Annotated in this window: 19 protein-coding genes; 9 read left to right on the plus strand and 10 right to left on the minus strand. The window is 63.6% G+C overall.

Annotated elements, in window-relative coordinates; genetic code table 11:
• The 5 genes from FNA67_RS08050 to FNA67_RS08070 all read right to left on the minus strand — a co-directional run bounded on the left by FNA67_RS08050 (position 1) and on the right by FNA67_RS08070 (position 5,606).
• Positions 1 to 1,155: a mandelate racemase/muconate lactonizing enzyme family protein gene (locus FNA67_RS08050; protein WP_147655681.1), complete on the minus strand. Its 1,155-nt coding sequence runs from the start codon at positions 1,153 to 1,155 to the stop codon at positions 1 to 3.
• Between the two features lie 10 nt (positions 1,156 to 1,165).
• Positions 1,166 to 2,263: an ABC transporter ATP-binding protein gene (locus tag FNA67_RS08055; RefSeq protein WP_147655682.1), complete on the minus strand. Its 1,098-nt coding sequence runs from the start codon at positions 2,261 to 2,263 to the stop codon at positions 1,166 to 1,168.
• An 11-nt stretch (positions 2,264 to 2,274) separates the two neighbouring features.
• Positions 2,275 to 3,156, minus strand: a complete 882-nt coding sequence (locus FNA67_RS08060) for a carbohydrate ABC transporter permease (protein ID WP_049704702.1) — start codon at positions 3,154 to 3,156, stop codon at positions 2,275 to 2,277.
• Positions 3,153 to 4,118, minus strand: coding sequence for a carbohydrate ABC transporter permease (locus FNA67_RS08065; protein ID WP_049704703.1), 966 nt, complete (start codon positions 4,116 to 4,118; stop codon positions 3,153 to 3,155). The genes FNA67_RS08060 and FNA67_RS08065 overlap by 4 nt, the downstream gene beginning before the upstream one ends.
• A gap of 72 nt (positions 4,119 to 4,190) precedes the next feature.
• Positions 4,191 to 5,606 (minus strand): extracellular solute-binding protein, encoded by a 1,416-nt coding sequence (locus FNA67_RS08070; RefSeq protein ID WP_174851696.1) that lies wholly within the window; start codon positions 5,604 to 5,606, stop codon positions 4,191 to 4,193.
• A 324-nt stretch (positions 5,607 to 5,930) separates the two neighbouring features.
• Between FNA67_RS08070 and FNA67_RS08075 the strand changes: the two genes are divergently transcribed.
• From FNA67_RS08075 to FNA67_RS08115, 9 genes are all read left to right on the plus strand, one after another.
• The gene (locus FNA67_RS08075) at positions 5,931 to 6,626 is read left to right on the plus strand and encodes a GntR family transcriptional regulator (RefSeq protein WP_049704704.1); all 696 of its coding nucleotides are present in this window, start codon (positions 5,931 to 5,933) and stop codon (positions 6,624 to 6,626) included.
• A gap of 59 nt (positions 6,627 to 6,685) precedes the next feature.
• Complete coding sequence (locus FNA67_RS08080; protein WP_244616537.1) at positions 6,686 to 8,017, plus strand: mandelate racemase/muconate lactonizing enzyme family protein; 1,332 nt, start codon at positions 6,686 to 6,688, stop codon at positions 8,015 to 8,017.
• Positions 8,018 to 8,100: 83 nt separating this feature from the next.
• The gene (locus FNA67_RS08085) at positions 8,101 to 9,297 is read left to right on the plus strand and encodes a mandelate racemase/muconate lactonizing enzyme family protein (RefSeq protein WP_147655684.1); all 1,197 of its coding nucleotides are present in this window, start codon (positions 8,101 to 8,103) and stop codon (positions 9,295 to 9,297) included.
• A gap of 99 nt (positions 9,298 to 9,396) precedes the next feature.
• The gene (locus FNA67_RS08090; RefSeq protein WP_147655685.1) at positions 9,397 to 10,089 is read left to right on the plus strand and encodes a L,D-transpeptidase; all 693 of its coding nucleotides are present in this window, start codon (positions 9,397 to 9,399) and stop codon (positions 10,087 to 10,089) included.
• A 340-nt stretch (positions 10,090 to 10,429) separates the two neighbouring features.
• Positions 10,430 to 13,393, plus strand: coding sequence for an autotransporter outer membrane beta-barrel domain-containing protein (locus FNA67_RS08095; protein ID WP_147655686.1), 2,964 nt, complete (start codon positions 10,430 to 10,432; stop codon positions 13,391 to 13,393).
• Entirely contained in the window at positions 13,380 to 13,631 is a 252-nt protein-coding gene (locus tag FNA67_RS08100) for a MerR family transcriptional regulator (RefSeq protein WP_147655687.1), read from the plus strand. The genes FNA67_RS08095 and FNA67_RS08100 overlap by 14 nt, the downstream gene beginning before the upstream one ends.
• Positions 13,612 to 13,878, plus strand: coding sequence for a phosphoribosylaminoimidazolesuccinocarboxamide synthase (locus FNA67_RS08105; RefSeq protein ID WP_147655688.1), 267 nt, complete (start codon positions 13,612 to 13,614; stop codon positions 13,876 to 13,878). Before FNA67_RS08100 ends, FNA67_RS08105 begins: the two co-directional genes overlap by 20 nt.
• A 145-nt stretch (positions 13,879 to 14,023) precedes the next feature.
• The gene (locus tag FNA67_RS08110) at positions 14,024 to 15,214 is read left to right on the plus strand and encodes a DUF3644 domain-containing protein (protein ID WP_244616539.1); all 1,191 of its coding nucleotides are present in this window, start codon (positions 14,024 to 14,026) and stop codon (positions 15,212 to 15,214) included.
• A gap of 466 nt (positions 15,215 to 15,680) precedes the next feature.
• Positions 15,681 to 17,417, plus strand: coding sequence for a peptidoglycan D,D-transpeptidase FtsI family protein (locus FNA67_RS08115; protein ID WP_147655690.1), 1,737 nt, complete (start codon positions 15,681 to 15,683; stop codon positions 17,415 to 17,417).
• A gap of 269 nt (positions 17,418 to 17,686) precedes the next feature.
• Here the strand turns inward: FNA67_RS08115 and FNA67_RS08120 are convergent, their stop codons facing one another.
• The 5 genes from FNA67_RS08120 to FNA67_RS08140 all read right to left on the minus strand — a co-directional run bounded on the left by FNA67_RS08120 (position 17,687) and on the right by FNA67_RS08140 (position 23,212).
• The gene (locus FNA67_RS08120; protein WP_147655691.1) at positions 17,687 to 18,124 is read right to left on the minus strand and encodes a VOC family protein; all 438 of its coding nucleotides are present in this window, start codon (positions 18,122 to 18,124) and stop codon (positions 17,687 to 17,689) included.
• A gap of 181 nt (positions 18,125 to 18,305) precedes the next feature.
• Positions 18,306 to 19,691, minus strand: coding sequence for an ADP-ribosylglycohydrolase family protein (locus FNA67_RS08125; RefSeq protein ID WP_147655692.1), 1,386 nt, complete (start codon positions 19,689 to 19,691; stop codon positions 18,306 to 18,308).
• 16 nt (positions 19,692 to 19,707) lie between these two features.
• On the minus strand, positions 19,708 to 20,622 hold the full coding sequence (locus FNA67_RS08130) for an ABC transporter permease (RefSeq protein WP_049704714.1): 915 nt from the start codon (positions 20,620 to 20,622) through the stop codon (positions 19,708 to 19,710).
• Positions 20,622 to 21,683: an ABC transporter permease gene (locus FNA67_RS08135; RefSeq protein WP_147658165.1), complete on the minus strand. Its 1,062-nt coding sequence runs from the start codon at positions 21,681 to 21,683 to the stop codon at positions 20,622 to 20,624. The genes FNA67_RS08130 and FNA67_RS08135 overlap by 1 nt, the downstream gene beginning before the upstream one ends.
• The gene (locus tag FNA67_RS08140; RefSeq protein WP_244616541.1) at positions 21,683 to 23,212 is read right to left on the minus strand and encodes an ABC transporter ATP-binding protein; all 1,530 of its coding nucleotides are present in this window, start codon (positions 23,210 to 23,212) and stop codon (positions 21,683 to 21,685) included. The genes FNA67_RS08135 and FNA67_RS08140 overlap by 1 nt, the downstream gene beginning before the upstream one ends.
• Position 23,213 lies beyond the last annotated feature (1 nt).

Genomic DNA, 23,213 nt, shown 5'->3' on the forward strand with positions numbered 1-23,213 from the left:
CTACCAGTTCGTGACCGAGCCGTCGGTCCGGTGGAGATGAGGGGCTTCCCAGAACTTGAAGCTCTGCCGCTTGACCAGGTCCTCGTCGACCTCGACGCCCAGGCCCGGCGCGTCGCCGACCGGATAGACGGCACCATCGAGACGCGGCTGGGTGAGGAAAATCTCGGCATTGTCGAAGCCGTGATAGAGCTCGCCCGGCGACGCTCGGGTTTCCAGCCAGGCGAAATTGGGGACGGCTGCGGCGAAGTGGATGGTGGCCGCGGTGCAGATCGGCCCCAGCGGATTGTGGGGCATCATGTCGACGTAATGCGCCTCGCTCCACCCGGCGACCTTCATCGCCTCGGTCAGGCCGCCGACATTGCACACGTCCACGCGGTTGAACTGGTGAATGTCGCGCTCGATGTAGGGCAGGAACTGCCACTTGCTCGAAAACTCCTCGCCGACCGCGAAGGGCACATCGGTGAGTTTTCGCAGCGCCTCATAGGCTTCGGGCGTCTCGTCGCGAATGGGCTCCTCGAGGAAATCGAGCGTGCCCGAGGGCATCTTCTGGCAGTAGGAAGCGGCTTCGGCGACCGACAGGCGGTGGTGGTAGTCGACCCCGAGCACCACAGCATCGCCCAGTTCCTGACGCGCCTTGACGCACCATCGCGCGGTCTCGGCGACGCTCTGGCGCGGCTCGTAGACGCCGCGATTGCCATGGTCGGCCGGAAAGAGGCGGATGGCGCTCCAGCCGAGAGCCATGAGTTCTTTCGCCTGCTCGATCATCTCCGGGCCGCAGGGGCCGCGCGTCGTGGCAAAGGTGGGAATGTGGTTGCGCTGCTTGCCGCCGAGGAGCTGGTAGACCGGCACGCCCAGCGCCTTGCCCTTGATATCGTGAAGGGCGATGTCGATGGCCGAGATGGCGGCTGTGAGAACGCGCCCGCCTTCGAAATACTGGCTGCGGTACATTTCCTGCCAGAGCGCGCCGATGGCCATCGGATCGCGCCCGACGAGGAACTCGCGATAGTGCTCGATCGCGCCGACGACGGCCTTTTCGCGGCCCGACAGGCCGCTTTCGCCCCAACCGTAAAGGCCTTCGTCCGTCTCGACCTTGACGATGAGCTGGTTCCGGGTGCCCACCCACACGGGGTAGGGAGTGATGGCGGTGATCTTCATGATGGAACGGTCAGGCGGCCTTTAGCGCGTTGGTTGTCTTGGCGTCGAAGAGATGGAGGCGTCCCTGGTCGAACTCGATCCAGACCTTGTCGTCCGGCTCGATATGGACGGAGGGATCGAGGCTGATATTGACCACATCATCGCCCACGAAAACCTGGGCGAAGGTGATGTCGCCAGTCGGCTCGACCGTATAGACCTTGCCCGGCGCAGCGCCTGGAACGGCGGACTTGTGAAGCTTGAGGGTCGAGTGCCGGGCGCCCAGCACGACCTTGTTGGTCGAGGCGGCCAGCGCCTTGCGGGCATTGCGGGCATCGAGCGGCAGCTCCCAGCCATCGGGGCCGCGCAGCAGGGCGTCCGTGCCGTGGCTCGCCACCTCGACATTGATGAGGCTCATGGCCGGGCTGCCCACGAAGCTGGCGACGAAGGTGTTGACCGGATCGGCGAAGACATTGGCCGGGCTGTCGTATTGCTGGAGCACGCCGCCATGCATCACCGCCATCTTGTCGGCCATGGTGACCGCCTCGAGCTGGTCGTGGGTGACGTAGACCACGGTGGCGTTGAGGTTGTGGTGGAAGCGCTTGATCTCGCTGCGCATCTGCACGCGCAGCTTGGCGTCCAGGTTGGAGAGCGGCTCGTCCATGAGGAACACGGCCGGATCGCGCACCAGTGCGCGGCCCAGCGCGACGCGCTGCTGCTGGCCGCCCGAAAGTTCGCGCGGGCGCCGTTCGAGCAGGTGCGTGATGTCGAGGATGCGCGCCGCTTCCTTGACCTTGCGCTCGATCTCGTCCCTGGGCCGCTTGCGCATCTGCAGGGGGAAGGCAAGGTTGTTAAAGACCGTCTTCTGCGGATAGAGCGCGTAGTTCTGGAAGACCATGGCGATGTCGCGATCCTTGGGGTCGAGGTCGGTCACCACCCGCTCTCCGATGACGATGTCGCCGCCCGACATGGGAATGAGGCCGGCTATGAGATTGAGCGTCGTGGTCTTGCCGCAGCCCGAGGGGCCGACCAGCGCGACGAACTCGCCGTCATTGACGTGGAACGACACGTTGTTGACCGCGTAGAGGCTGCCATAGTTCTTGACGACATCCTTGAGGACGACTTCCGCCATCGCCGGACTCCCTAGTGCTTGACGGCACCCTCGGTGAGGGCCCGCACGAAGTATTTCTGCAAGATGAGGAACAGCACCACGACTGGCACGCTCATCAGGAACGTGGCGGCCATCAGGCCGGGCCAGTCGGTTGCGAACTCGGTGAAGAAGCGCTGGATGCCCACCGGCAGGGTCATGGACTCCTGCTTGGAGAGGAAGGTGTAGGCATAGACATATTCGTTCCAGGCCCCGATGAACGAGAAGATCGAGGTGGCGATGATGCCCGGCGTCGAGAGCGGCATGACGATGAGCAGGAACGCCTGGAAGCGCGTGGCGCCATCGATGCGCGCCGCCTGTTCGAGCTGGATCGGGATATTGTCGAAGAAGCCCTTGAGCAGCCAGATCGAGAGCGGCAGGCCGAAGGTGAGGTAGGTCAGGATCAGCGATCCGTGCGTGTTGACCAGCCCCAGCCAGCGCATGAGCAGGAAGAGCGGCATCAGGAACACCACCGCCGGGAACATGTTGCGCACCAGCACGCCGAAGAAGAGCAGGGTGCGGCCCGGGAAGCGGAAGCGCGAGAAGGCGTAGGCAGCCGGAACCGCCACCGCGACGCCCAGAATAGTCGTCAGCAGAGACACATAGAAGCTGTTCCAGAAGTAGCGCAGGAACTCCTGGCCGATGCTGTCGGACGGATCCACCAGCCGCCAGTAGTTCTGTAGCGTCGGCTCGGCCGGCCACCACTGCGGCGGATATTGCAGGGCCGCGAACTGCGACTTGATGGAGGTGAGGAACATCCACGCCATGGGGACGACCGTGAAGATCATCAGCAGCACGAGGGCGATCCGGCCGGCCCAGCGCCACCAGTCGACGGGCCGGCGATGCACCGGCCGGCGGGAGATATCGATCGCGCTCATGTCTCGCCCCTCGCATCGTCGCCGCGCGTCAGGGCGCGGACATAGAAGTAGCCAAGCACCATCATCACGATGAACAGGATCACCGCGTAGGCGGAGGCCGTGCCATAGCGCTGGCGGCCGAAGGCGATGTTGTAGATCTGGGTGATCCAGATGTCCGAAGCACCGGCCGGTCCGCCGCCGGTCATGATCCAGGGGATGATGAAGGCGTTGAAATTGGCGACCATCAGCAGCAGCACGGTGACCATCGAGACGCCCTTGAGGTGCGGGAACGTCACGTGCCAGAAGCGCTGCCAGGGGCTGGCGCCATCGACCTGGGCGGCGCGCAGCAGTTGTTCGGGCACCGTCTGGAGCCCGGCCATGAGCATGACCATGGCGAAGGAGAATTCCTTCCAGACGTTGACCACGATCAGCGAGGGCAGGACCGTCGTGGTGTTGTCGAGGAAATTGATCGGCTGGTCGGTAAGCCCCAGTTGCACCGCCAGGGCGCCGATGACGCCGAAATCTGAGTGGTAGAGCCATTTCCAGACATAGGACGCCGCCACCGCGCTCACCACATAGGGGATGAGCAGCAATGCCCGCAGCACGCCGCGACCGACGAAGGCGCGGTGAAGCGAGAGCGCGGCGGCCAGCCCGAGCAGGAACGCGAAGAGCGTGGAGAAGACCGTCCAGATGATGGTGTTGATCGTGGCCTCGTGGAACGAGGCGGAGCGCAGGACGGTGACGTAGTTGTCGAACCCGATGAAGATCTTGTCCTTCATCTGCAGGTTCGCTGGCGTTTTGAAGAAGCTCAGCTCGATCGTGTAGTAGATGGGGTAGGCGATCACCACCAGCATCACGATGATGGCCGGGGCCACGTAGAGATAGTCGTAGCGGTGATCGATGATCCGCTTGAGGATGCCGGCGCGCCTGGGGCGCACGGGCGTTGCGGAAGCGGCTGCCTCCCGTTCCGTTGCGATAGTCACGGGCGTCGTCCTCGTCTTGTCCACGGGGGACCGGCGGCACGCATGCCGCCGGCCGGGCTCGGGAGGAAAGGCTTACATGCCCTCGAGCAACTCCTTGACCTTGCCGGCTGCATCATCGGCGGCCTGGTCGACGGTCATCTTGCCGGTGAGCGCGTTCTGCAGCATGTCCGGCACGATGATGTTCATGATCTCGGTCGCCTCGGGGATCACCGGGAAGGGGATGCCGTTGGGCAGCATGGACGTGGTGACGTCGAGGAACTTGATGGTGTCCAGGCGCTCCTTCATCCACTCGGTCTTGAAGCCGCGCAGGTTGCCGGGGTTGGAATCCACCCAGGCCAGCTTGGTCGACCATTCCGGGCTCGTCCAGAAGCAGACCAGTGCCTTGGCCGCCTGTTCGTCGAGCCCCCCATCCACGTAATCGTTCTTGATGATGTGAATGTTGGAGCCGCCGAACACCACGGCGCGCCGCTCAGGCCCTTGCGGGATGAGGCCGTAGCGCATGTTGGCCACCACGGTATCGGCCATTTCCTTGTCGGCGCCGGTGGCCTTGGAGGCCAGGTCCACCATCTTGGCGTATTCGGCCGGGTGGGCGATCATCATGCCGAGCTGGCCGGCGATGAACGGGTTCTGGTTTTCGTTCTGCGTGTTGGTAAGCGCCGAGACCGGCACGGACTTGTCACGCACATACATGTCGTAGGACGCCTGCAGCGCCGCCTTGGCGCCGGCATTGTTGATCTCGACCTCCTGATAGGTCGGAGTGGCGCTCGCCTCGTCCAGCGCGCCCCCGCCAAAGGCCCAGAGCTGCGGCATGAAGCGGAACGGGGTGTTGCCCGCATTCTGCTTGGCCACGAGCCCGTAGCCGGGCACCCCCAGCTTGTCGTGAATCTGCTTGGAATAGGTGACGACGTCGTCCCAGGTTGCCGGCGGCTTTTCCGGGTCGAGACCGGCGCGCTTGAAGAGATCGGCGTTCCAGATGAAGGCCATGGTTTCGTTGTTGGTCGGCACGCCATAGGGCACGCCGTCATACATCACCGACTTCATCGCGCCCGGCCAGAAATCGGCAGTCGGGTAGCCGACATCCTCGGGCTTGAGCTCCTGGAAGTAGCCCTTGGACGAGAACTCGATGCCGCCCAGGATCTGGAGGCGCACCACCATGGGCGCCGCGTTGCCGAGCAGCGCCGTGCGCAGCTTGTCGAGCAACTGGTTGTAGTCGATGTTCTGGTTGTCTACCTCGATATTGGGATAGGTCGCCTTGAAGGCCGCCCAGAACTCGTCATTGACCTTGCGGCTGATATCGGGAGAGGCCTCGTTCGGGCCCGTCCACCAGACCGAGACCTTGCCCTTGTAGTCGAGCGGCACGATCTTGGAGCAGTCCCCGGCGGTATCGACCTTTTCGGTCCCGGCGATGCTGCGGACATATTCGGGGGACCACTTGGAAAGGTCCACGCTCTGAGCATAGGCAGTGCCCGACAGCAGGGACGCGGCCATACCAAGGGCCACGACATATCCCACCACCTGGCGGCGATTTAGGCAGCCGTCATCGACTTCGCGATCACGCGAATTGGTCATCGAGATTCCTCCTCATGCATTTGCCTGCTCGGCCCGGAGGCCGGTCACGCACTCCCCGCAGCTCGCGCTGCTTCCTCCACGGGCGTCCGGCTTGGGCCGGCTTCTCCCCATGGCGTGGACAGTTTCAGAGGACAAAGTATCTGTCAATATGCGTCAGATCGTACATTCTTTGATTGAGTTTGCGTATGAATGGATCGAAGTTAGGGGTTGGAAAGTGCCTTAAAGCTGCATAGAACCGGCGCCATGGACCCGATTACCGCCCCACCGCCCGACCAACTGGAGTCGTCAGTTTCCGTCTACGAGATGATCCGAGAGGACATCATCGCCGGCCGCCTCGTGCCCAACGAACGGCTCAAGGTCGGCGAACTGGCGAGCCGCTACGACACCTCGACCAACCCCATCCGCGAGGCGCTCCAGCAGTTGCGCGGAGAGGGCATGGTGGTCATGGAGGCCAACCGTGGCGCGCGGGTGCGCCCAATCGACGCCGACTTCGTGCGCGACATCATCGAGATCGAGATGCTGATCGAACCGGCGCTGACCAAATGGTTCGTCTCGGTGGTGAGCGAAAAGGATATCGCCGAACTCGAGGCCAAGCAGGCCGAGATCGAAGCGCTCAACTTCGCCGATCCGGCGGCGCACGGACGGCTGGATACCCAGTTCCACCAACTCATGTACGACCGACACTACAACCGTCACGCGGCCGAGCTCTGGTGGAAGCACCGCGAAATCCTGCGGGCGATCAGCCGGCGCTATCCGACTTCGCTCAGCCGCCGGCAGGCGGTGCTTTCCGAGCACCGCGAGCTCATCGCCCGCATCCGCGCGCAGGACGCCGAAGGCGCCGCTGCCGTGGTCGAGCGGCACGTGGAGGGATCGGGCCGGCACATCATCGAACAAATGGGCATCGCCCAACGCAAGGCACCCCGGAGACAACCGGGCTAGGCACTCGCCGCGGGAGGCGCGGCGTCAATCGACGAGGCAGCGACAAGGAGGAGGCCGCCGTGACGATCGACATCGACCAGATCAAGCGAACCGAAACCATCGAGAACAACGTGCGGACCGGTTCGCGTCCGAGCGACCTCAGGATAACCGACATCCGCGTGGCCACCGTGGTCGGCCACGGCTACTACCCGATCCTCAAGATCGAGACCAACCAGGGCATCTACGGCCTGGGCGAAGTGCGCGACGCGGCGCACCACTTTTATGCGCTCCAGCTGAAACACCTGCTGATCGGCCAGAACCCCTGCAACGTCGACTACCTGTTCAAGACCATCAAGGCTTTCGGCGGCGACGGGCGGCGCGGCGGCGGCGTCTGCGGCATCGAGATCGCGCTCATGGACCTGGTCGGCAAGGTCTACGGGGTGCCGTGCTACCAGCTGCTGGGCGGCAAGTATCGCGACAAGGTACGCCTCTATGGCGACACGCCCACTCCGCGCGACATGACGCCCGAAGGGTTCGTGGAAGTGGTGATGAAGCGCAAGGCGCTGGGCCTCACCTTCATCAAGTTCGACCTTTCCGCGCGCCTCTTCGAGCAGACGCCGGGGGCGCTGGTTGGGCAGGCGACGAAATACGAGTACGAGCAGTTTCGCCAGCGCTACGTGCCGGGCCGCGGGGCGGGGGCCCGCATTTCGGAGCGCGGCGTGGAACTGGCCGCCGAAATCACCGCAGCGGTGCGCGAGGCGGTGGGGCCCGAGATTTCGCTCTGCACCGACCATTTCGGCGAAGGGTTCGTGACGGCCGACGAAGCCATTCGGCTCGGCGCCGCGCTCGAGCCCTATAACCTGGCCTGGATCGAGGACCCCATGCCCTGGCGCGACATCGCCAACCACAAGAAGGTGGCCGACGCGCTGCTGACCCCGGTGGCCGCGGGCGAGGACTGGTACCTCTGGGAGGGTTTCAAGGAGGCCATCGAGACGCGTGCGGTGGATATCATCCACCCGGACATGCTGACCTCGGGCGGCCTGATGGAAACCAAGCGCATCGCCGAGCACGCCGAGCGCTACGGCATCCCCACCGCGCTCCATGCCTGCTGCTCGCCGATCGCGATGATGGCAAATGTCCACCTGGGCGCCTCGATCGCCAATCTGGTGGCGCTCGAGCACCACGGGCTGGACCTGCCTTACTACCGCGACCTGGTGACCGGGCTCGACGAGGACTACATGGCCGATGGCTACGTGACGGTGCCGGAGGCCCCGGGCCTGGGCATCGACCTCAACGAGGACGGTATCAAGGCCAACATGCGTAAAGGCATGGCCTATTTCGGCGACACCAGCGACTGGGACCACATCCGCGTCGAATTCGACCGGCTGCCGCCCGAACTCGAACTGGACTGAACCCCCGGCCGCGGACCCGCCAGGCGCGGGTCCGCATCGGGCAACGACGACAAGACTGGCCACCTGGCCGAGAGGCGAATCCCATGAAGATTGTTGACCTGCGCTGCGCCGTCATCGGCCGGCATCCGATCGTGCGCATCGTGACCGACGAAGGGCTCTACGGGCTGGGCGAGGTGGAGTTCACCAAGACCTACCTGAAACCCTTCGTGCTGCATTTCCGCGATGCCCTGATCGGGGAGGACCCGACCGACGTCGAGCGCGTGATGCTGAAAATCCGCCAGCGCGGCTCGTTCAAGCCCTATGGCGCGGCGGTGAGCGCCATCGAGCACGCGCTCTGGGATATTGCCGGCAAGGCCGCGGGCGTGCCGGTCTACAAGCTCCTGGGCGGCAAGGTGCGCGACAAGGTGCGGGTCTATAACGGCTCGATCCGCCGCAAGCGCACCGGCGACCGGCCCGAGGACTACGCTGCCGACGTCAAATGGATGATGGAGCAGCCGCAGAACTTCTTCATGGTCAAGCAGGGCATCAGCTTCCACTCCAACATGAAGACGAACGTGGAAGGCTTCCACTATGGAGTGACGCAGCCCCCGACCTATCACGGCGCCATGGACCAGGGCGTCATCAGCGAGCGCGGTTTCAACCACATGCTCGATTGCGTGGCGGCGATGAAGGAGGTGACCGGCGACAAGGTGAGCCTGGCCCTCGATTGCGGCCCCGGCTGGTTCCTGCCCGACGCCATCCGCTTCGCCCAGGCGGTCGAGAAGTACAACCTGATGTGGCTCGAAGACATGCTGACCGGCGACTACGTGCCCTGGGTCAACCCGCAGGCGTATCGCGAGTTGACGGTTTCGACCTCGACCCCGATCCATACCGGCGAGCAGATCTACCTGCGGCACAACTTCAAGGAACTGATCGAGACCCAGGCCGTCCGCGTCGTCGGCCCCGATCCGGCCGATATCGGGGGCATCGCCGAACTCAAATGGGTAGCCGAACACGCCTATATGCACTCGATCCTGATGGCGCCGCACGGCACCGCCAACGGGCTTTTGGGGCTGGGCGCGCTGATCAATGTCTGCGCCACGCTGCCGGCCAACTACATCGCCTTCGAGTATCCGAGTGCTTCGGACCCCTGGTGGGAGGAGATCGTGGAGGGGCTGCCAGCCCAGATCGTCAAGGACAGCATGGTGGACCTGCTCGAGGCGCCCGGTCTGGGCCTCGACATAAACGCCGAAGCGGCGCGAAAATACCTGCGCGAGGAGGACGCCGGCTTCTTCGATTGAGCGCGCCCGGACCGGGCTTGCCAAATCGAGCCTTGTGGGGCCAATCTCGCCCTCTGGGGGCGCTCTGGTCCGGCAACGGGAAATGGGGAACTTCAAATCATGATCGTGGACGAAACTGAAGACCGGGCGCGCCCGGAATCCGGGCGCCTCAACCGGCGCGCGTTTCTCGTCGGCTCGGCCGCTGCCGTTGGCGCGCTGGGCCTGGCCGGGTGCACCTCGTTCGGCGGCGGCCCGGTGATGAGCTATGCCGAGGCCGAAAAGGTCTATGGCCCGGTACCCGACGAGCGCTTCCCGATCCCGGCGGTCAACGTCAAGAAGATCAACCCGAAATACTTCCGCCGTACCGTGCGCTACGACAGCAAGGAAGCGGTGGGCACGATCATCGTGGACCCGCGGAACTACTACGTCTACCGCATCGCGGGCGATGGCTACGCCACCCGCTACGGCGCCAATGTCGGCCGCGACGGCTTCCGCTGGAGCGGGGACGCCTATGTGGGGCGCAAGGCCGAATGGCCGGTCTGGACCCCGCCCAAGGAAATGATCGCCCGCCAGCCGGAAGCCGCCAAATACGCCGGTGGCATGGCCCCCGGCCTCGACAACCCCTTGGGCGCGCGCACGCTCTATCTCTACCAGAACGGGGTCTACACCCTCTACACCATCTACAGCACCCGCGTGGCCGAGACGATCGGCAAGGGCATCTCAAGCGGCTGCATCGGCCTGCTGACGCAGGACATGCTCGACCTGTACGAGAAGACGCCGGTGAACACGAAAGTGGTGGTGTTGAAGGCGTAAGGGGGCGTCCGCGCGGGCAGCGCCGCGATCTCTGCCAGATCGGTATTTGCCTTGGGGGTATTTGTGTCGCTCTTGGGTGCGGGTAGAGCACCAGGGTTTCGGGTAGAGCCGCAAGCATTCCAGACGCTCGTATGTCAACTCGGGCTCAGACCGACGGTCACCCCACTCGCCGACTCCGGATTTGGAGGCGGCAGTATGGGTTTGGGTCGGCGTGGGTAGTATCTCTAAAGGCAACAGCGTCTATACAACGTCAGCATTCCACGATACGTGAAATTGTCGATATATTAAGCATCTTATTCATAAAATCAGCCATTTATTGACGCATTTTAGTCGTGGCGCGATGCAGGAAGACTGCTTTCTTCGAAACGTTCGGTCATTCCGCCGGCGTCTGCTTAATTCGGCGGCGCCCTTCGTGGTGGCGCTGGCATCACTCTCTCCGGCATCCGCCCAGGTATCCATCACCGGGGATAGCTCCCCGTCGGATCCTGCTCTCATCGATGGCAGCGTCGACCTGGATATCGGTTTTGGCGCTCCCGGGAGCCTGACCATTCTCAATGGCGGCACGTTGACGAACAACACCGGCTATGTCGGCCGCGATGCTGGGGGCAATGGCAGCGTGATGGTTTCGGGCCAGAATTCGCGATGGGAGAATCAGGGCGACGTCGTCATCGGGCAATATGGCCAGGGGACGCTCGACATTCTGGCGGGCGGGTTCGTGACCGGAGGGAATGGCTATGTCGGCGCCAGCTTGGGCGGCACAGGCGTCGTGACGGTTTCGGGCGACGATGGTTCTGGCAATGCGTCCACCTGGTCTCTCCAGCAAGATCTGGCCATAGGCGATGAAGGGACAGGAACGCTCAACGTCACTCAGGGTGCTCATGTCACGACCGGTGGGCGAATTAGCGTTGGTTCCTGGGAGCAAGGCAATGTTGGGCTTTCTGATGGCGCCACGGTGTCGAGCCATGATGCTATCATCGGTAACAACGGTCATGGAGAGGCACTCCTGACGTCAGGCGCGTCCTGGACCGTGGTAGATCAATTCACGGTGGGCCTATTCTCTCAGGGCGTTCTGCGCATCGAAGACGGTGCCAGCCTGACCAGCAACCAGGGCTATGTGGGTGCCAATGCCGGTGGCGACGGAAATGTTACCGTTACCGGTGGCGCCAACTGGGAGATGACCGGTGCAAATCTGAGCCTGGGCAATTACGGCGTCGGTGTGATGACCATCGAAGATGGTGCAAGGGTCTACGCGAATAACGGCGTCGACCTCGGTTCCTCGGACGTGGCGGCAAGAGGCACGATGAACGTACTCGGTACGCCGGGTGGGCGCGGGATTCTGGAAACCAGCGGTTTCCGCGGCGGCATGGGCGCGGCGAATGTCACCGTGGATGGCGGCGTGGTTCGTGCAATCCGCGACAATAACAATTTCTTCAGCAATTACGGCGCTCAGCAGGTCACGCTCGGTGCCGGTGGCGGCATCATCGATACCAATAGCCACGATATCGGCATCGCCCCCGTAATGACCGGAGCGGGCAGCCTGACCAAGGAAGGTCTGGGCACGCTGACCCTGACCGGCGCCAACACCTATGGCGGCGGAACCACGATCTCGGCCGGCACCTTGCAGCTGGGCGATGGCGGAACGAGCGGCAGTATTATGGGCAGCGTCGCCAACAGCGGCATCCTGGCTTTCAATCGCTCGGATGTGGTGATCTTTGGCGGGACGATCGCCGGGACGGGTGGCGTTTGGCAAGTCGGCTCCGGGAAGACTGTCCTCACCGCCGATAGTTCGGGCCTGTCGGGCGTGTCAGCCGTCTATGACGGTATCCTGGCGGTCAACAATGTCCTTGGCGGGTCGTTGGAGGTTCGCGGCGGGCGGTTGCAAGGCGTCGGCCAGGTGGGCGCTACGACGAACTTTGCCAGCGGCACTATCGCTCCGGGCAATTCGATCGGAACGCTGACCGTGGCGGGAAACTATGTCGGCAATGGCGGGACGCTCGAAATCGAGTCGGTGCTCGGTGACGACAATGCGGCCACGGACCTCCTGGTAGTGACTGGCGACACCTCGGGCAGCACCAATGTCCGCGTTATCAATGTCGGCGGCGCAGGTGCGCAGACGACGGAAGGCATCAAGATCGTTGATGTCGGCGGTATTTCCGGCGGAAGTTTTGCACTGCTTGGAGACTACACCTTCGAGGGGGCGCCTGCCGTGGTTGCCGGCGCCTACGCCTATCGCCTCTACAAAGGGGGCGTCAGCACAAGTGCCGATGGTGACTGGTATCTGCGGTCAGACTTGCTCGCTGGCACAGCGGGTCCGCTTTACCAGGCCGGCGCGCCGGTCTACGAGGCCTATGCCACGGTGCTACAGAGTTTCAACGAACTCGAAACCTTGCAGCAGCGCGTCGGCAATCGTGCCTGGACCGCCGGCGTGGTCGAGCGGGGCGCCATGCCGGAGGCGGTCGGCCCCAACAGCGGTATTTGGGGTCGGATAGTTGGCCGCCACGCCAATCTGGATCCACGGTACTCCACCACCGGGGCGAACCTCGAAGTCGCCACCTGGCAATTGCAGGCCGGGGCCGACCGGCAGCTCTATTCGGGCGAAGAAGGTCGCCTCGTCGGCGGACTGTCCGCGCGATACGGCACCGTTGCGGGCGACGTGACCTCGATATTCGGAAACGGTTCCATCAGCAGCTCGGGTTACGGCCTGGGCGGATCGCTGACCTGGTATGGTTCGACAGGATTCTACCTCGATGCGCAAGCCAACCTGACCTGGTTCGACAGCGCCCTCACCTCCGCGACTGCCGCTAACAGGCTGGTCTCCGGCAATGGCGGCTTCGGCTATGCCCTTGGCGTGGAAGCTGGTCAGCAGGTCGCCCTCAACCGGAACTGGTCGCTCACGCCGCAGGCGCAACTGATCTATTCGGATGTTGCCTTTGACCGCTTCACCGACGTCTACGGCTCCGCCGTTTCGCTGACAGAAGGAACTGACCTCAACATCCGGCTGGGCCTTTCGGCAGACTACCAGGACAGCTGGACCGATGAGGCTGGCGAGACCAGCCGGCTCCACGGCTATGGCATTGCAAATCTATACTATCACTTCATGCCGAGCAGCAGGATCGACCTTGCCCGAGTGGAATTCACCAATACGCAGGACGATTTCTGGGGCGGATTGGGCCTTGGCGGCACCTACAGCTGGCGCGACGACAAGTATGCCCTGCACGGCGAAGCGGGCATCAACACCAGTCTCGTCAATTTCGGCAAAAGCTTGAGCTTTGCCGGCACGGCGGGGCTGAGTGTCCGGTTTTAGGGGGGTGTGGCGTGTCTATGGCCCTAGCGAGTCGGCGCGCCTGCATCAGGTGCTGACCCTGAAGTCGCTCGGGCTGTCGCTGGCCCATATCGGGCGATTGCTCAAGGGCAGGACGGCGAACTTGCCGGCGCTGCCCGCCCTCCAGGAGGATGTCCTGAGCGTGCGCATCAATGACCTGATGCGGGCCCGCAAGGCGGTTCAGGCCGCGCTCAGCAAGGTTGCGCGACTCCTATCCTGAACGCCTGGCCGCCGGAGAGCGGCCAGACAGCTTCGACAAGGACGTTATCCGCGAGTGGGTCGCCGCGGAGTGCGATCCCTACGCCGATGCCATCCCGGAAATTTCGCCCGAACTGATCTGGAAGACCGCACTGACCTATATTGAGGCCCATGAACGGATCACCGGGCAGCCATTCACGCCGCCGCCGCCCGCGCCGTCCGTGCATGATCGGGTGCTATCGGCCCTGGCGGAGTTCCATGCGCCCTGAGTTCGGCTGTGGGCCAGGCGGCGGCTTTTGGGATTTGTGCGGGGGAACGGCCAAGGTCGGCAGGGCGGCGCATTCGGGGTGGTAGCGGTCGGTCCGGTTTTAGTAATATTAATGCAATGATCTGCCGATTTTCTCGGGGGCGAGTTTGGCAAAGAACGGTGTGTCTCTGACATCTGAGGAAAAGCGGGTTGCCAAGGCCCTGCTCGCGAAGAAGTGGCGCAATCAGGACATACAAGCCCTCATCAACGTTGGCCGAAAGGCGACTATCAACAGCGGACGCATAACCGGCGTCAAGAAGAACGCCCAGCAGGAGTCGGCGTCCGAAGAAGAGGTCGCGTTTTTCCTCCTGAAGAAGAGGTCATACGATCAGCAGACGGGTCTCAACCGATACGATGACGAGCGTCTTATACGTGCCCGCGAGGCCATGATCCTCGCTGTCCAAGTGTTTAACAGCGCGGCGCTCCGGTTTAAAACCGAAGTGTTTACGATGTTGGCCAACGTAGCGTGGACCTACCTCATGCATGAGTGGTACGCGCGCAATACGAAGCTGGAGATCATAAATGGCGAGGGATTCTCTAGGCCGCTGAGCGAGCTTGTGGAGCGCGCAGACTCTCCACTGACTGATGGAGTGCGGCAGAACCTGCGAGCGCTGAAGGTCCTGCGGGACAAGGTGGAGCACCACCTCCTAGGCAGGGCCGATCAGAAATGGCTCGGGATTTTCCAAGCTTGCTGCCTGAACTTTGACAAGGCGCTGTGCGAACTGTTCGGAAAGGAGCTGACCCTGGCAAGCGAGCTCTCTTTTGCACTGCAGTTCGCGAGCATGAACCTCGAACAAGTGACCACGCTCAACCAGTACGAACTCCCGGCTAACATCAACGCCATCGATGCTCTAATCACTGACGGAATGACGCCGGAGCAGTTGAACAACATCGAGTTCCAGTTTCAGGTCGTATACACCCTCAGCGCCGCTCCGAAGTCCAAAGCCCACATCCAGTTCGTCAATCCAGTATCGGCGGAGGGAAAGGAGATTCATAACGTTCTGGCCAAGAAGGTAATCTCGGATGAGCTCTATCCGTTAAAACCGGGGAAGGTCGTTAAACAGGTCGCAGCAAGGACCAAGAAACACTTCACGTCGCACACGCATCTGCAGGCAATGCGGTACTTCAAAGTGCGGCCGAAGAACGGCGCTCCCCAGCCAGAAAACACCGACAAGACGCACTGCATCTATCATCCGGTTTACAAAGCGTATGCATATTCGCCTGAGTGGGTGGAGAAGCTTGTGGCTGCGGTTATTGACCCCGAGGTCTATAAGAAAATCAGGGCTGTGAAGCTGTGAAGCGACTAGGTTTATCCTAGTGACCGATGGCAGCTTTGGGGGATTGATCAAGAAGGCTGATGGCCGAAACGGGGCCGGAAACCAGCCGCCATGGGTTTTGGATGCCGGGGCGCCTCGCTCCACCTGCGTCATCCTAACTCCTCCGCCAGCTCCAGCAGTACGCCTTCCGGGCCGCGGATGTAGCGGAGGCGGTCCGTGTCGCCGTTAGGAGCACGGATGCGGGGCGGAAGGCGACTTGTGGTTATGCCCTGATGTGACACGAGTGATTAGGGGTGATCTTCGGACCGTTGGCGTTTGCGACTGACCTCTCGAAGGAGACGCCCAGCGGCTTTCCCATCAGCGATCCTGCGGCGCGGACGCCTGCCAGAGGTAATCTTTCGTTAACAGCTGGAATTCAAAAAGCTTCAAAAGCTTCAGACTGTTGGCTACAGACGCGGTACCGAAACGCCGCACGTGATCTCCCATCATGACCGCTTCCGACAATGTCGAGAAGGCAGGGCTGCGAAGCCATGCCGCCATTTCGCCTGCGACTATTCATATCCAGGGCGTGGCGGGGGAGCGGTCGCATCTCATGCGCTCCCGCATCCGGATAGTGGCGGTCCTGACCGTCATCGGGTTCCTCTTGATAGGGGCCCGACTGATCCAGCTTGGGACGGTAGAAGTCGATCAAACAATCGAAGGGGTGGCTCGCGACATCATTCAGGCGTCGCGGCCGCCTATCCTCGATCGTAACGGAGTGATGCTGGCCGTCGATATTCGTGTGCCATCTCTCTTTGCCGAACCGCGTCGGATCATCGACGTCGAAGAGGCCGTCGAAGGACTTCGGACGGTCCTACCCGACCTTGATGAGCAATGGTTGAGGGAGCATTTGACCGGGGAAGGAGGGTTCGCCTGGATAAGGCGCGAACTCACTCCGGCGATCGAGGAGCGGATCATGGCCCTGGGGATACCGGGCATCGATTTTATCCAGGAAAGCAAACGATTTTACCCATCGGGACGCGATGTGGCCCATATCATCGGGGGTGTAAACGTCGACAATCAAGGCATCGCGGGCATGGAGCTGGCAATCGATCGTAAGGAACTTGCGGTCCTGCAGGAGGTTGGCCTGGCGCGAGATGCGGTGCTCGAACCGAAGACGCTGTCGATTGACATCCGAGTCCAGCACGCCGTGCACGAAGAACTCCTCAGAGCCATCGAACGCTTCCAGGCAATCGCCGGTGCTGGGGTCATACTGGATATCCGAACCGGCGAAGTGATCGCCATGGTGTCCCTGCCTGACTTCGATCCGAATGTACCGGTGACCGCCTTGGACAAGGATAGCCTCAATCGGATCACCAACGGCACCTTCGAACTGGGCTCAACCTTCAAGACGATGACGATCGCGGCGGCGCTGGACAGCGGTGCTGTTGCCCTCAATGACATGATTGACGCTCGCGAGGGGGTTCGCTTCGGCCGCTATGTTCTCGATCATGGCCGGCACGAGATTATGTCGGTTTCCGACGTTTTCCGATACTCGGACAATATCGGCACCATCCGCATCATGCAGGCGATGGGCAAGGAGGCTCTACGATCCTTCCTTGGTACAGCGGGCTTTGACCGCCGGTCGCCCATCGAGCTGCCGGAGCGCGCGATGCCCAGGGTGCCGAACGAGTTCTCTGACGTCGGTGCGGCCACGGCGTCCTACGGCTATGGTTTTGCCGCCACCCCCATGCATATGGCCTCTGCCGTTGGTGCCTTGATGAACGGCGGATATTATGTCCCTCCGACATTGTTTGCCCGGAAGGATGCAGAAGCCGGGCAATTGTCCCAACGGATCGTAAGCCCGCAAACCAGCGCGGACATGATCTATCTTTTCCGGATGAACGCATTGCTCGGCTCCGGCCGCCGGATGGAAATGGGGGGCGTGGGCTATCGGGCCGGGGGTAAGACGGGCACGGCGGAGAAGGTTATCGAGGGGAGGTACTCCAAGACCAAGAATATCACCGTATTCACCTCAGCGTTTCCACTCGATGCTCCTCGATACGCCATGCTCATCATGCTCGATGAAGCCCAAGCCGAGAGCGCGCAGTCCAATCGTGAGGCCGGATGGAATGTCGCCGTCGTCAGTGGCGAGATTATCGCTCGCATCGCACCGATGATTGGGATCTCACCATCGAAAAGCCGAGCGTTTGATGCGTCGATCATGGCAAAGGCCGGGCATTAAGTCGGGCGCGAGTGCCCTCTGTTTGGTCACGCAAATTTCTCACTCTTCTCTGGCCGTTCGTCATTGGTCGCTCCGGCCGCTCATGCGTTTGATGTTTCCTTCGATTGGGGAAATATCCCGAGATGCGCATTGGGAAATCCAACGGGGTTGCCAGCCCGCAGTTCGCCCTCAGCGGGCTTATTCTTCGCAGGCATACGATCAACGACTGGAATGGGGTCGAAACCAGCCGCCATGGGTTTTGGATGCCGGGGCGGCTCGCTCCACCTGCGTCATCCCAACTCCTCCGCCAGCCCCAGCAGTACGCCTTCGGGGCCGCGGATGTAGCAGAGGCGGTAGGTGTCGCCGTACTGGACCACTTCGCCGACGAGTTCGGCGCCGTGGCGGGCCAGCCGTTCGAGGGTGGCGTCCAGATCGGTCACGGCGAACATGACGCGCAGGTACCCCAGGGCGTTGACCGGGGCGGTGCGGTGGTCGGCGATGATCGAGGGGGCGAGGAAGCGCGAGAGTTCGAGGCGGCTGTGACCGTCGGGCGTGCGCATCATGGCGATTTCGACGTGCTGGTTGCCCAGGCCCGTGACCCGCCCGGCCCATTCGCCCTCAATGGTCGCGCGGCCTTCGAGTTCGAGGCCGAGTTCGACAAAGAAGGCGATGGTCGTGTCGAGGTCCTCGACGACAATGCCGACATTGTCCATCCGTTTGACCGCCATGTGTCCCGTCCCTTTCGTTGGTGGTTGCGAAGTTGCCGTCATGGTGGCCGGGGCGGCGCAGGCGCGTCAAGGCGAGGAGGAGCCGGCGGCGCGAGGGCAAGACAAAAAGACGCGGATTTCTCCAGGGAAATCCGCGTCCAGTTGGGTGCCCCGCGATGGGGACGCGGGGCGACAGGGTTGGTTAGCGCCAGCGTTTGACCGCTTCGACCGTCTGGCCGACGAGATCATCGAAGGCGATTTTTGCCGGGCGGCGCATGTAGGTGACGATGTCGCCGGCGAGGAGGGGCTTGCTCCAGCGCTCGGCGATGATGCCGCTGCCCTGCTGGCAGGCGAGGACGCAGAGGATCTGTGCGGCGTTGCAGTCGACGTCGTGGCCGATGCCGCAGATGATTTCGAGCGTGCGATCGAAATCGCCCTCGCCGAACCACAGCGCCACGACCTGCGCGGCCGCGTTCGGGTAGACGTGGATCCAGTTGTATTCGACGTATTCTGCGTCGCAGAGCGCCCAGGCCGACTGCCAGTCTTTTGCGGTCTTGCAGGCATTGAGCGCGAAGGCAAGAACGGCGCCGTATTCAGTGGCGGGCGAGAAGAGCGCGATGGTCGAGGTGAGGAGGGACTTGCTGTCGCTCACCACGAAAGCGCGGGCGGCGAGCACGGCGTTGAAGACTTCGCCCAGGATGCCGTTGCCGGCAGCGGAAATCTGCGCGTCGAGATAGGCGAGGCGCGCCGCTTCGCGGGCATTGCCCGGAGCGACCATGCCGCAGATCGTGCCGCGCATCTGGCCGCCGATCCACTCGTCGAACGGATTGTCGATGACGCCGGTGAGCGGCGGCAGCACACCGCGGCGGATGTTGTTGAGCGCCACCTGCTCGGCCGACCAGCCCATGGGGATCATCGAGGTCCAGCGCTCGGCAATGTCGGTGCTGGTGACGGCATGACCCTTCTCGCCAAAGGCTTCGAGGAAGGCGAGTTCGAACGTGATATCGTCGTTATAGGTGTTGGGCTGGCGCACGTAGTCGCGGATGGGGCCGAAGGCTTCGGCGATGTTCTCGGCGGAATAGCCTTCGAGCGCGGTGCCGGCGGCGGCGCCGACCAGCTGGGCCAGCCAGCCGCCGCGGATGCGATCGGTGAACTCGGCGGTCGTGGGGTCGACCGCGACGGCCTCGGGCCAGGAGGTGGCGGCGTCGAACTCCTCCCAGGAGCCGTAGCGCAGGGTCTGCTGCGAGGGATGGTTGGGGTCGGGCTGCGCGGCGGCCATCAGGGTGCGCAGGCGCGTATCCATGACGTAGAGCGTCTCGAAATCGTCCTTGGCGAGGGCGGCGTAGCCCTGGTCGAGCAGGTCGTTGTAGGGCGCAAGGACGTAGCCCTTGTTCTCCAGCGACTGGAGGGCGGCGGCCATCAGGTACTCGGGCGCGGCCGAACCGGGGACGTTGCTCTTCCAGAACAGAGCCACCATGGCATCCTGGGAATTCATGAGCTGGGTGGCGTCCCAGGTCTGTTCCTCTTCGGTGCGCACCACGGGCTTGGTGTTGCGCAGCAGGTCTTTGGTGAGTTCCCAGGCCTTCATATGATTTTCCAGTATCCTAGACGAGTTGGCGGGCCCGGCGGCGGCTGACATAGACGGTCAGCACGACGATCGGGACGACGTAGGGGATCATCTGCATCAGCTCGTGCGGCAGCCCGAGGCTCTGCATGGTGATCGCGGCGGTTTCGGCGACGGCGAGGATCAGCGAGGCGGCGAGCGCGCCCCAGGCCGAACCCATGCCCATAACCTCTACCGCAATGGCGATGAAGCCGCGGCCGGCTGTCATGTTGGAAGCGAACCAGCTCACGTAACCCATTGAGAGATAAGCGCCGGCCGCGCCGCCGAAGACGCCCGAGAGCACGAGCGCGGCGGCCTGCACGCGCTTTACGCTGATGCCGGCGGTGGCGGCCGATTTCGGGTCCATGCCCACGGCGCGCAGGCGCAGGCCGAAGGGCGTGCGCAGCATCAGGATCGAAACCAGCGGCACCGAGAGGAGCGCGAGATAGGTGAGGATATGGTGGCCGGAGACCAGTGGGCCGAGCACCGGAATGTCCGCGATGAACGGGATCCCGACATTGGGCAGCACCTCGCTCTTGAGCGCACCCGACATGCCCTTGTCGCCCGTGGCGAAGAAGAGGACGAGGGTCGTGCCGGCGGCGGCCGCCATGTTCAGCGCGATGCCGGTGATGATGAGATGAGCGCCCAGGCCGTTGACGACGAGTGCCATGACCCAGCCGACGAAGCCGCAGACGATGAGGGCGGCGAGGAACCCGAGCCAGGCATTGCCCGTATAGGCGCTGACGAGCACCCCGGTGAGCGCGCCGACCAGCATCATGCCCTCCATGCCGATATTGAGCACGCCGGCCCGGTCGGAGATGAGGACGCCGAGCCCCGCCAGAAGCAGGGGAGTCATGACGCGCAGGACCGTGGCGAAGAGCGCCGGGTCGGCGATGGTGGCGAAGAAGGCGTCCATCACTTGGCCTCCTGCTGCTTGATCGAGCGGATGGCGCGGAGGAGCCGCGGGTTCTCGAAGATGATCTTGGCGGTGACGGCGACCATGATGGCTGCGGTCAGGATGCCGACGATCTCGCTGGGCACGTCCATGCTGCGGCCGAGAATGTCGCCGCCGACCTGGAGGTAGCCGAGGAAGAGGGCCGCCGGGATTATGAGGAACGGGTTCTCGCGGGCGAGGATGGCCACGATGATGCCGGTCCAGCCCAGGCCCGGCAGGCTGACCCAGGTGAAGCGCGTATAGAGCCCGAGCACTTCCACCGCGCCCGCCATGCCGGCGATGAGGCCGCCGACGACCTGCGTCGCCATGGTGATGCGCGTGATCGGCAGGCCGAGATGGGCGGCAAAGCCGGGGCTCGAGCCGACGATGCGGGTATTGAGGCCCGAGCGCGTGGCGAAGAGCCAGATGCCGCCGAGGATACAGGCGACCACCGCGATGATGGCGCCGCTGTTGAGGCGCGTGCCCTGCAGCAGGCGGTCGAGCCGCGCGTCGGCGGGAATCTTGGGCGAGGTGAGGGCGCCCGCGGTGGGATCGCGCAGCACGTAGCTGAGGAAGAGAAGGCCGGCGAAGAGCAGGGCGAAGTTGAAGACCAGCGAGGTCACCATTTCAGGCGCGCCGTGACGGACGCGCAGGTAACCCGGCACGATGCAGGCGACAGAGCCGATGCAGGCACCGGCGAGAATGGCGAGCGGCGCGGCGAGCGGGCCCTGGATGCCGACCATGATGGCAAAGGCCGCAGCGCCCAGGCCGCCGAGGAAGAAGCCACCTTCGGTGCCCAGGTTGAACATCCCCGCGCGGAAGATGACGGTGGAGGCGAGACCGGTGAGCGCGATGGGCGTCGCCGCTTCGGCGATGTTGCCGATATGGCGAACGCTGTCGAAGGGGCCGAGCAGGAACGCGAAGAGCACCGCACCCGGATCGGGCTGGCTCAGCGAGAGCGGCACGAGGACGACGAGGATCACGGCGGCGATGACGAGCACGGTCGTCGCGAGTTGCACCAGTGAAGCGAGGATCGAGCGCATCATCGGGCGTTCTCCAGGCCAAGCATGTAGGGGCCGAGCGCGGCGGGCGTGAGCGAGGGGCCGTTGGGGAGATCGGCGACGATCCGCCCCGCGAAGAAGACCAGCACGCGATCGGAAAGCCTGAGCAGTTCATCGAGGTCGGCCGAGACCAGCAGCACGGCGGCGCCGTTGCGGGCCGCCTCATCGAGCCGGCGGTGAAGGAAGGCGGCGGCGGCCACATCGATGCCGCGCGTCGGCTGGTCGGCAATGAGGAGCTTTGGCTTCGTCGCCAGTTCGCGCGCCGCGATCAGCTTCTGGGCGTTGCCGCCCGACAGTGAATCCAGCCGCTCGTAGATGCCGAAGCTGCGAACGTTGAATTCCTTGATCATGGCCCGAACCCTGTCGGCGATCCTGCCGCGGCGGAGGAACGGGCCGGTTTGCAGATCCTTGTTCCCGTCAGTGCCGGCAATGGCGTTGTCGGCCAGGCTTAGTGCAGGCGCGCCGCCCTGGGCGAAGCGGTCGGCGGGGAGATAGGCCAAGCCCGCATGGCGCCAGGCGTGGCTGTCGGCGCCGGTCATGTCCTTGCCGTTGAAGGCGATGCTGCCCGAGGCGGGGCGCAGGAAGCCGCTCATCACCGAGACGAGGCCGCGCTGGCCGCTGCCATCGACGCCGGCAATGCCGACGATCTCGCCAGCACTGATGTCGACGGAAACTTCGTGGAGCAGGTCGGCGGGTTCGCGCGTGCGGGTGGAGACGGACTTGAGGCTCAGTACCGTCTCGCCGTCAGCCGCGCCGTGCTCGCGCCGCGCCACTTCGACGGCGTGGCCCATGACCATTTCCATGATCTTGTCGTCGGGCACGTCCCTGAGCGCCACGGTGCCGGTGAGGCGGCCGCCGCGCAGCACGGTGACACTCTGCGCCAGCGCGCGCACTTCGTTGAGCTTGTGCGAGATGAAAAGGATGGTCATGCCGGCATCGCGCAGGCCGCGCAGCCGGTTGAAGAGTTCCTCGATCTCGGGCGGGGAAAGCACCGCCGTCGGTTCGTCGAGGATGAGAATGCGGGTGTCGCGGGCGAGGGCCTTGAGGATCTCGACCTTCTGCTGGGCGGCGACGGAAAGCGTCGAGACCGGCGCGTCGGGCTCGACCTGGAGGTCGTAGCGCGCGCTGAGTTCCGTGACCTGGCGACGGGCCTCGGCGCGATCGATGAGCACGCCCTTGCGCGGCTCATGGCCCAGAATGATGTTCTCGGTGACGGTGAGCGCCGGGATCAGCGAGAAGTGCTGGTGCACCATGCCGATACCATGGGTGGCGGCGAACGCGGGCGCGCCGGCTTCCACCGGCGCACCGTCGAGCAGGATGCGACCGGCACTTGGCGCCTCCAGCCCGAAGAGGATTTTCATCAGCGTCGACTTGCCGGCGCCGTTCTCCCCGCAGATGGCGTGAATCGTCCCCTTGGGAATTTCGAAGCTCACCGTGCTCAGGGCAACGGTGCCGTTGGGATAGGTCTTCGAAATTCCGTCGAAGGCAATGACGGAGGATGTGTCTGCCATG

This window comes from Youhaiella tibetensis (assembly GCF_008000755.1).
Taxonomy (GTDB): Bacteria; Pseudomonadota; Alphaproteobacteria; order Rhizobiales; family Devosiaceae; genus Paradevosia; species Paradevosia tibetensis.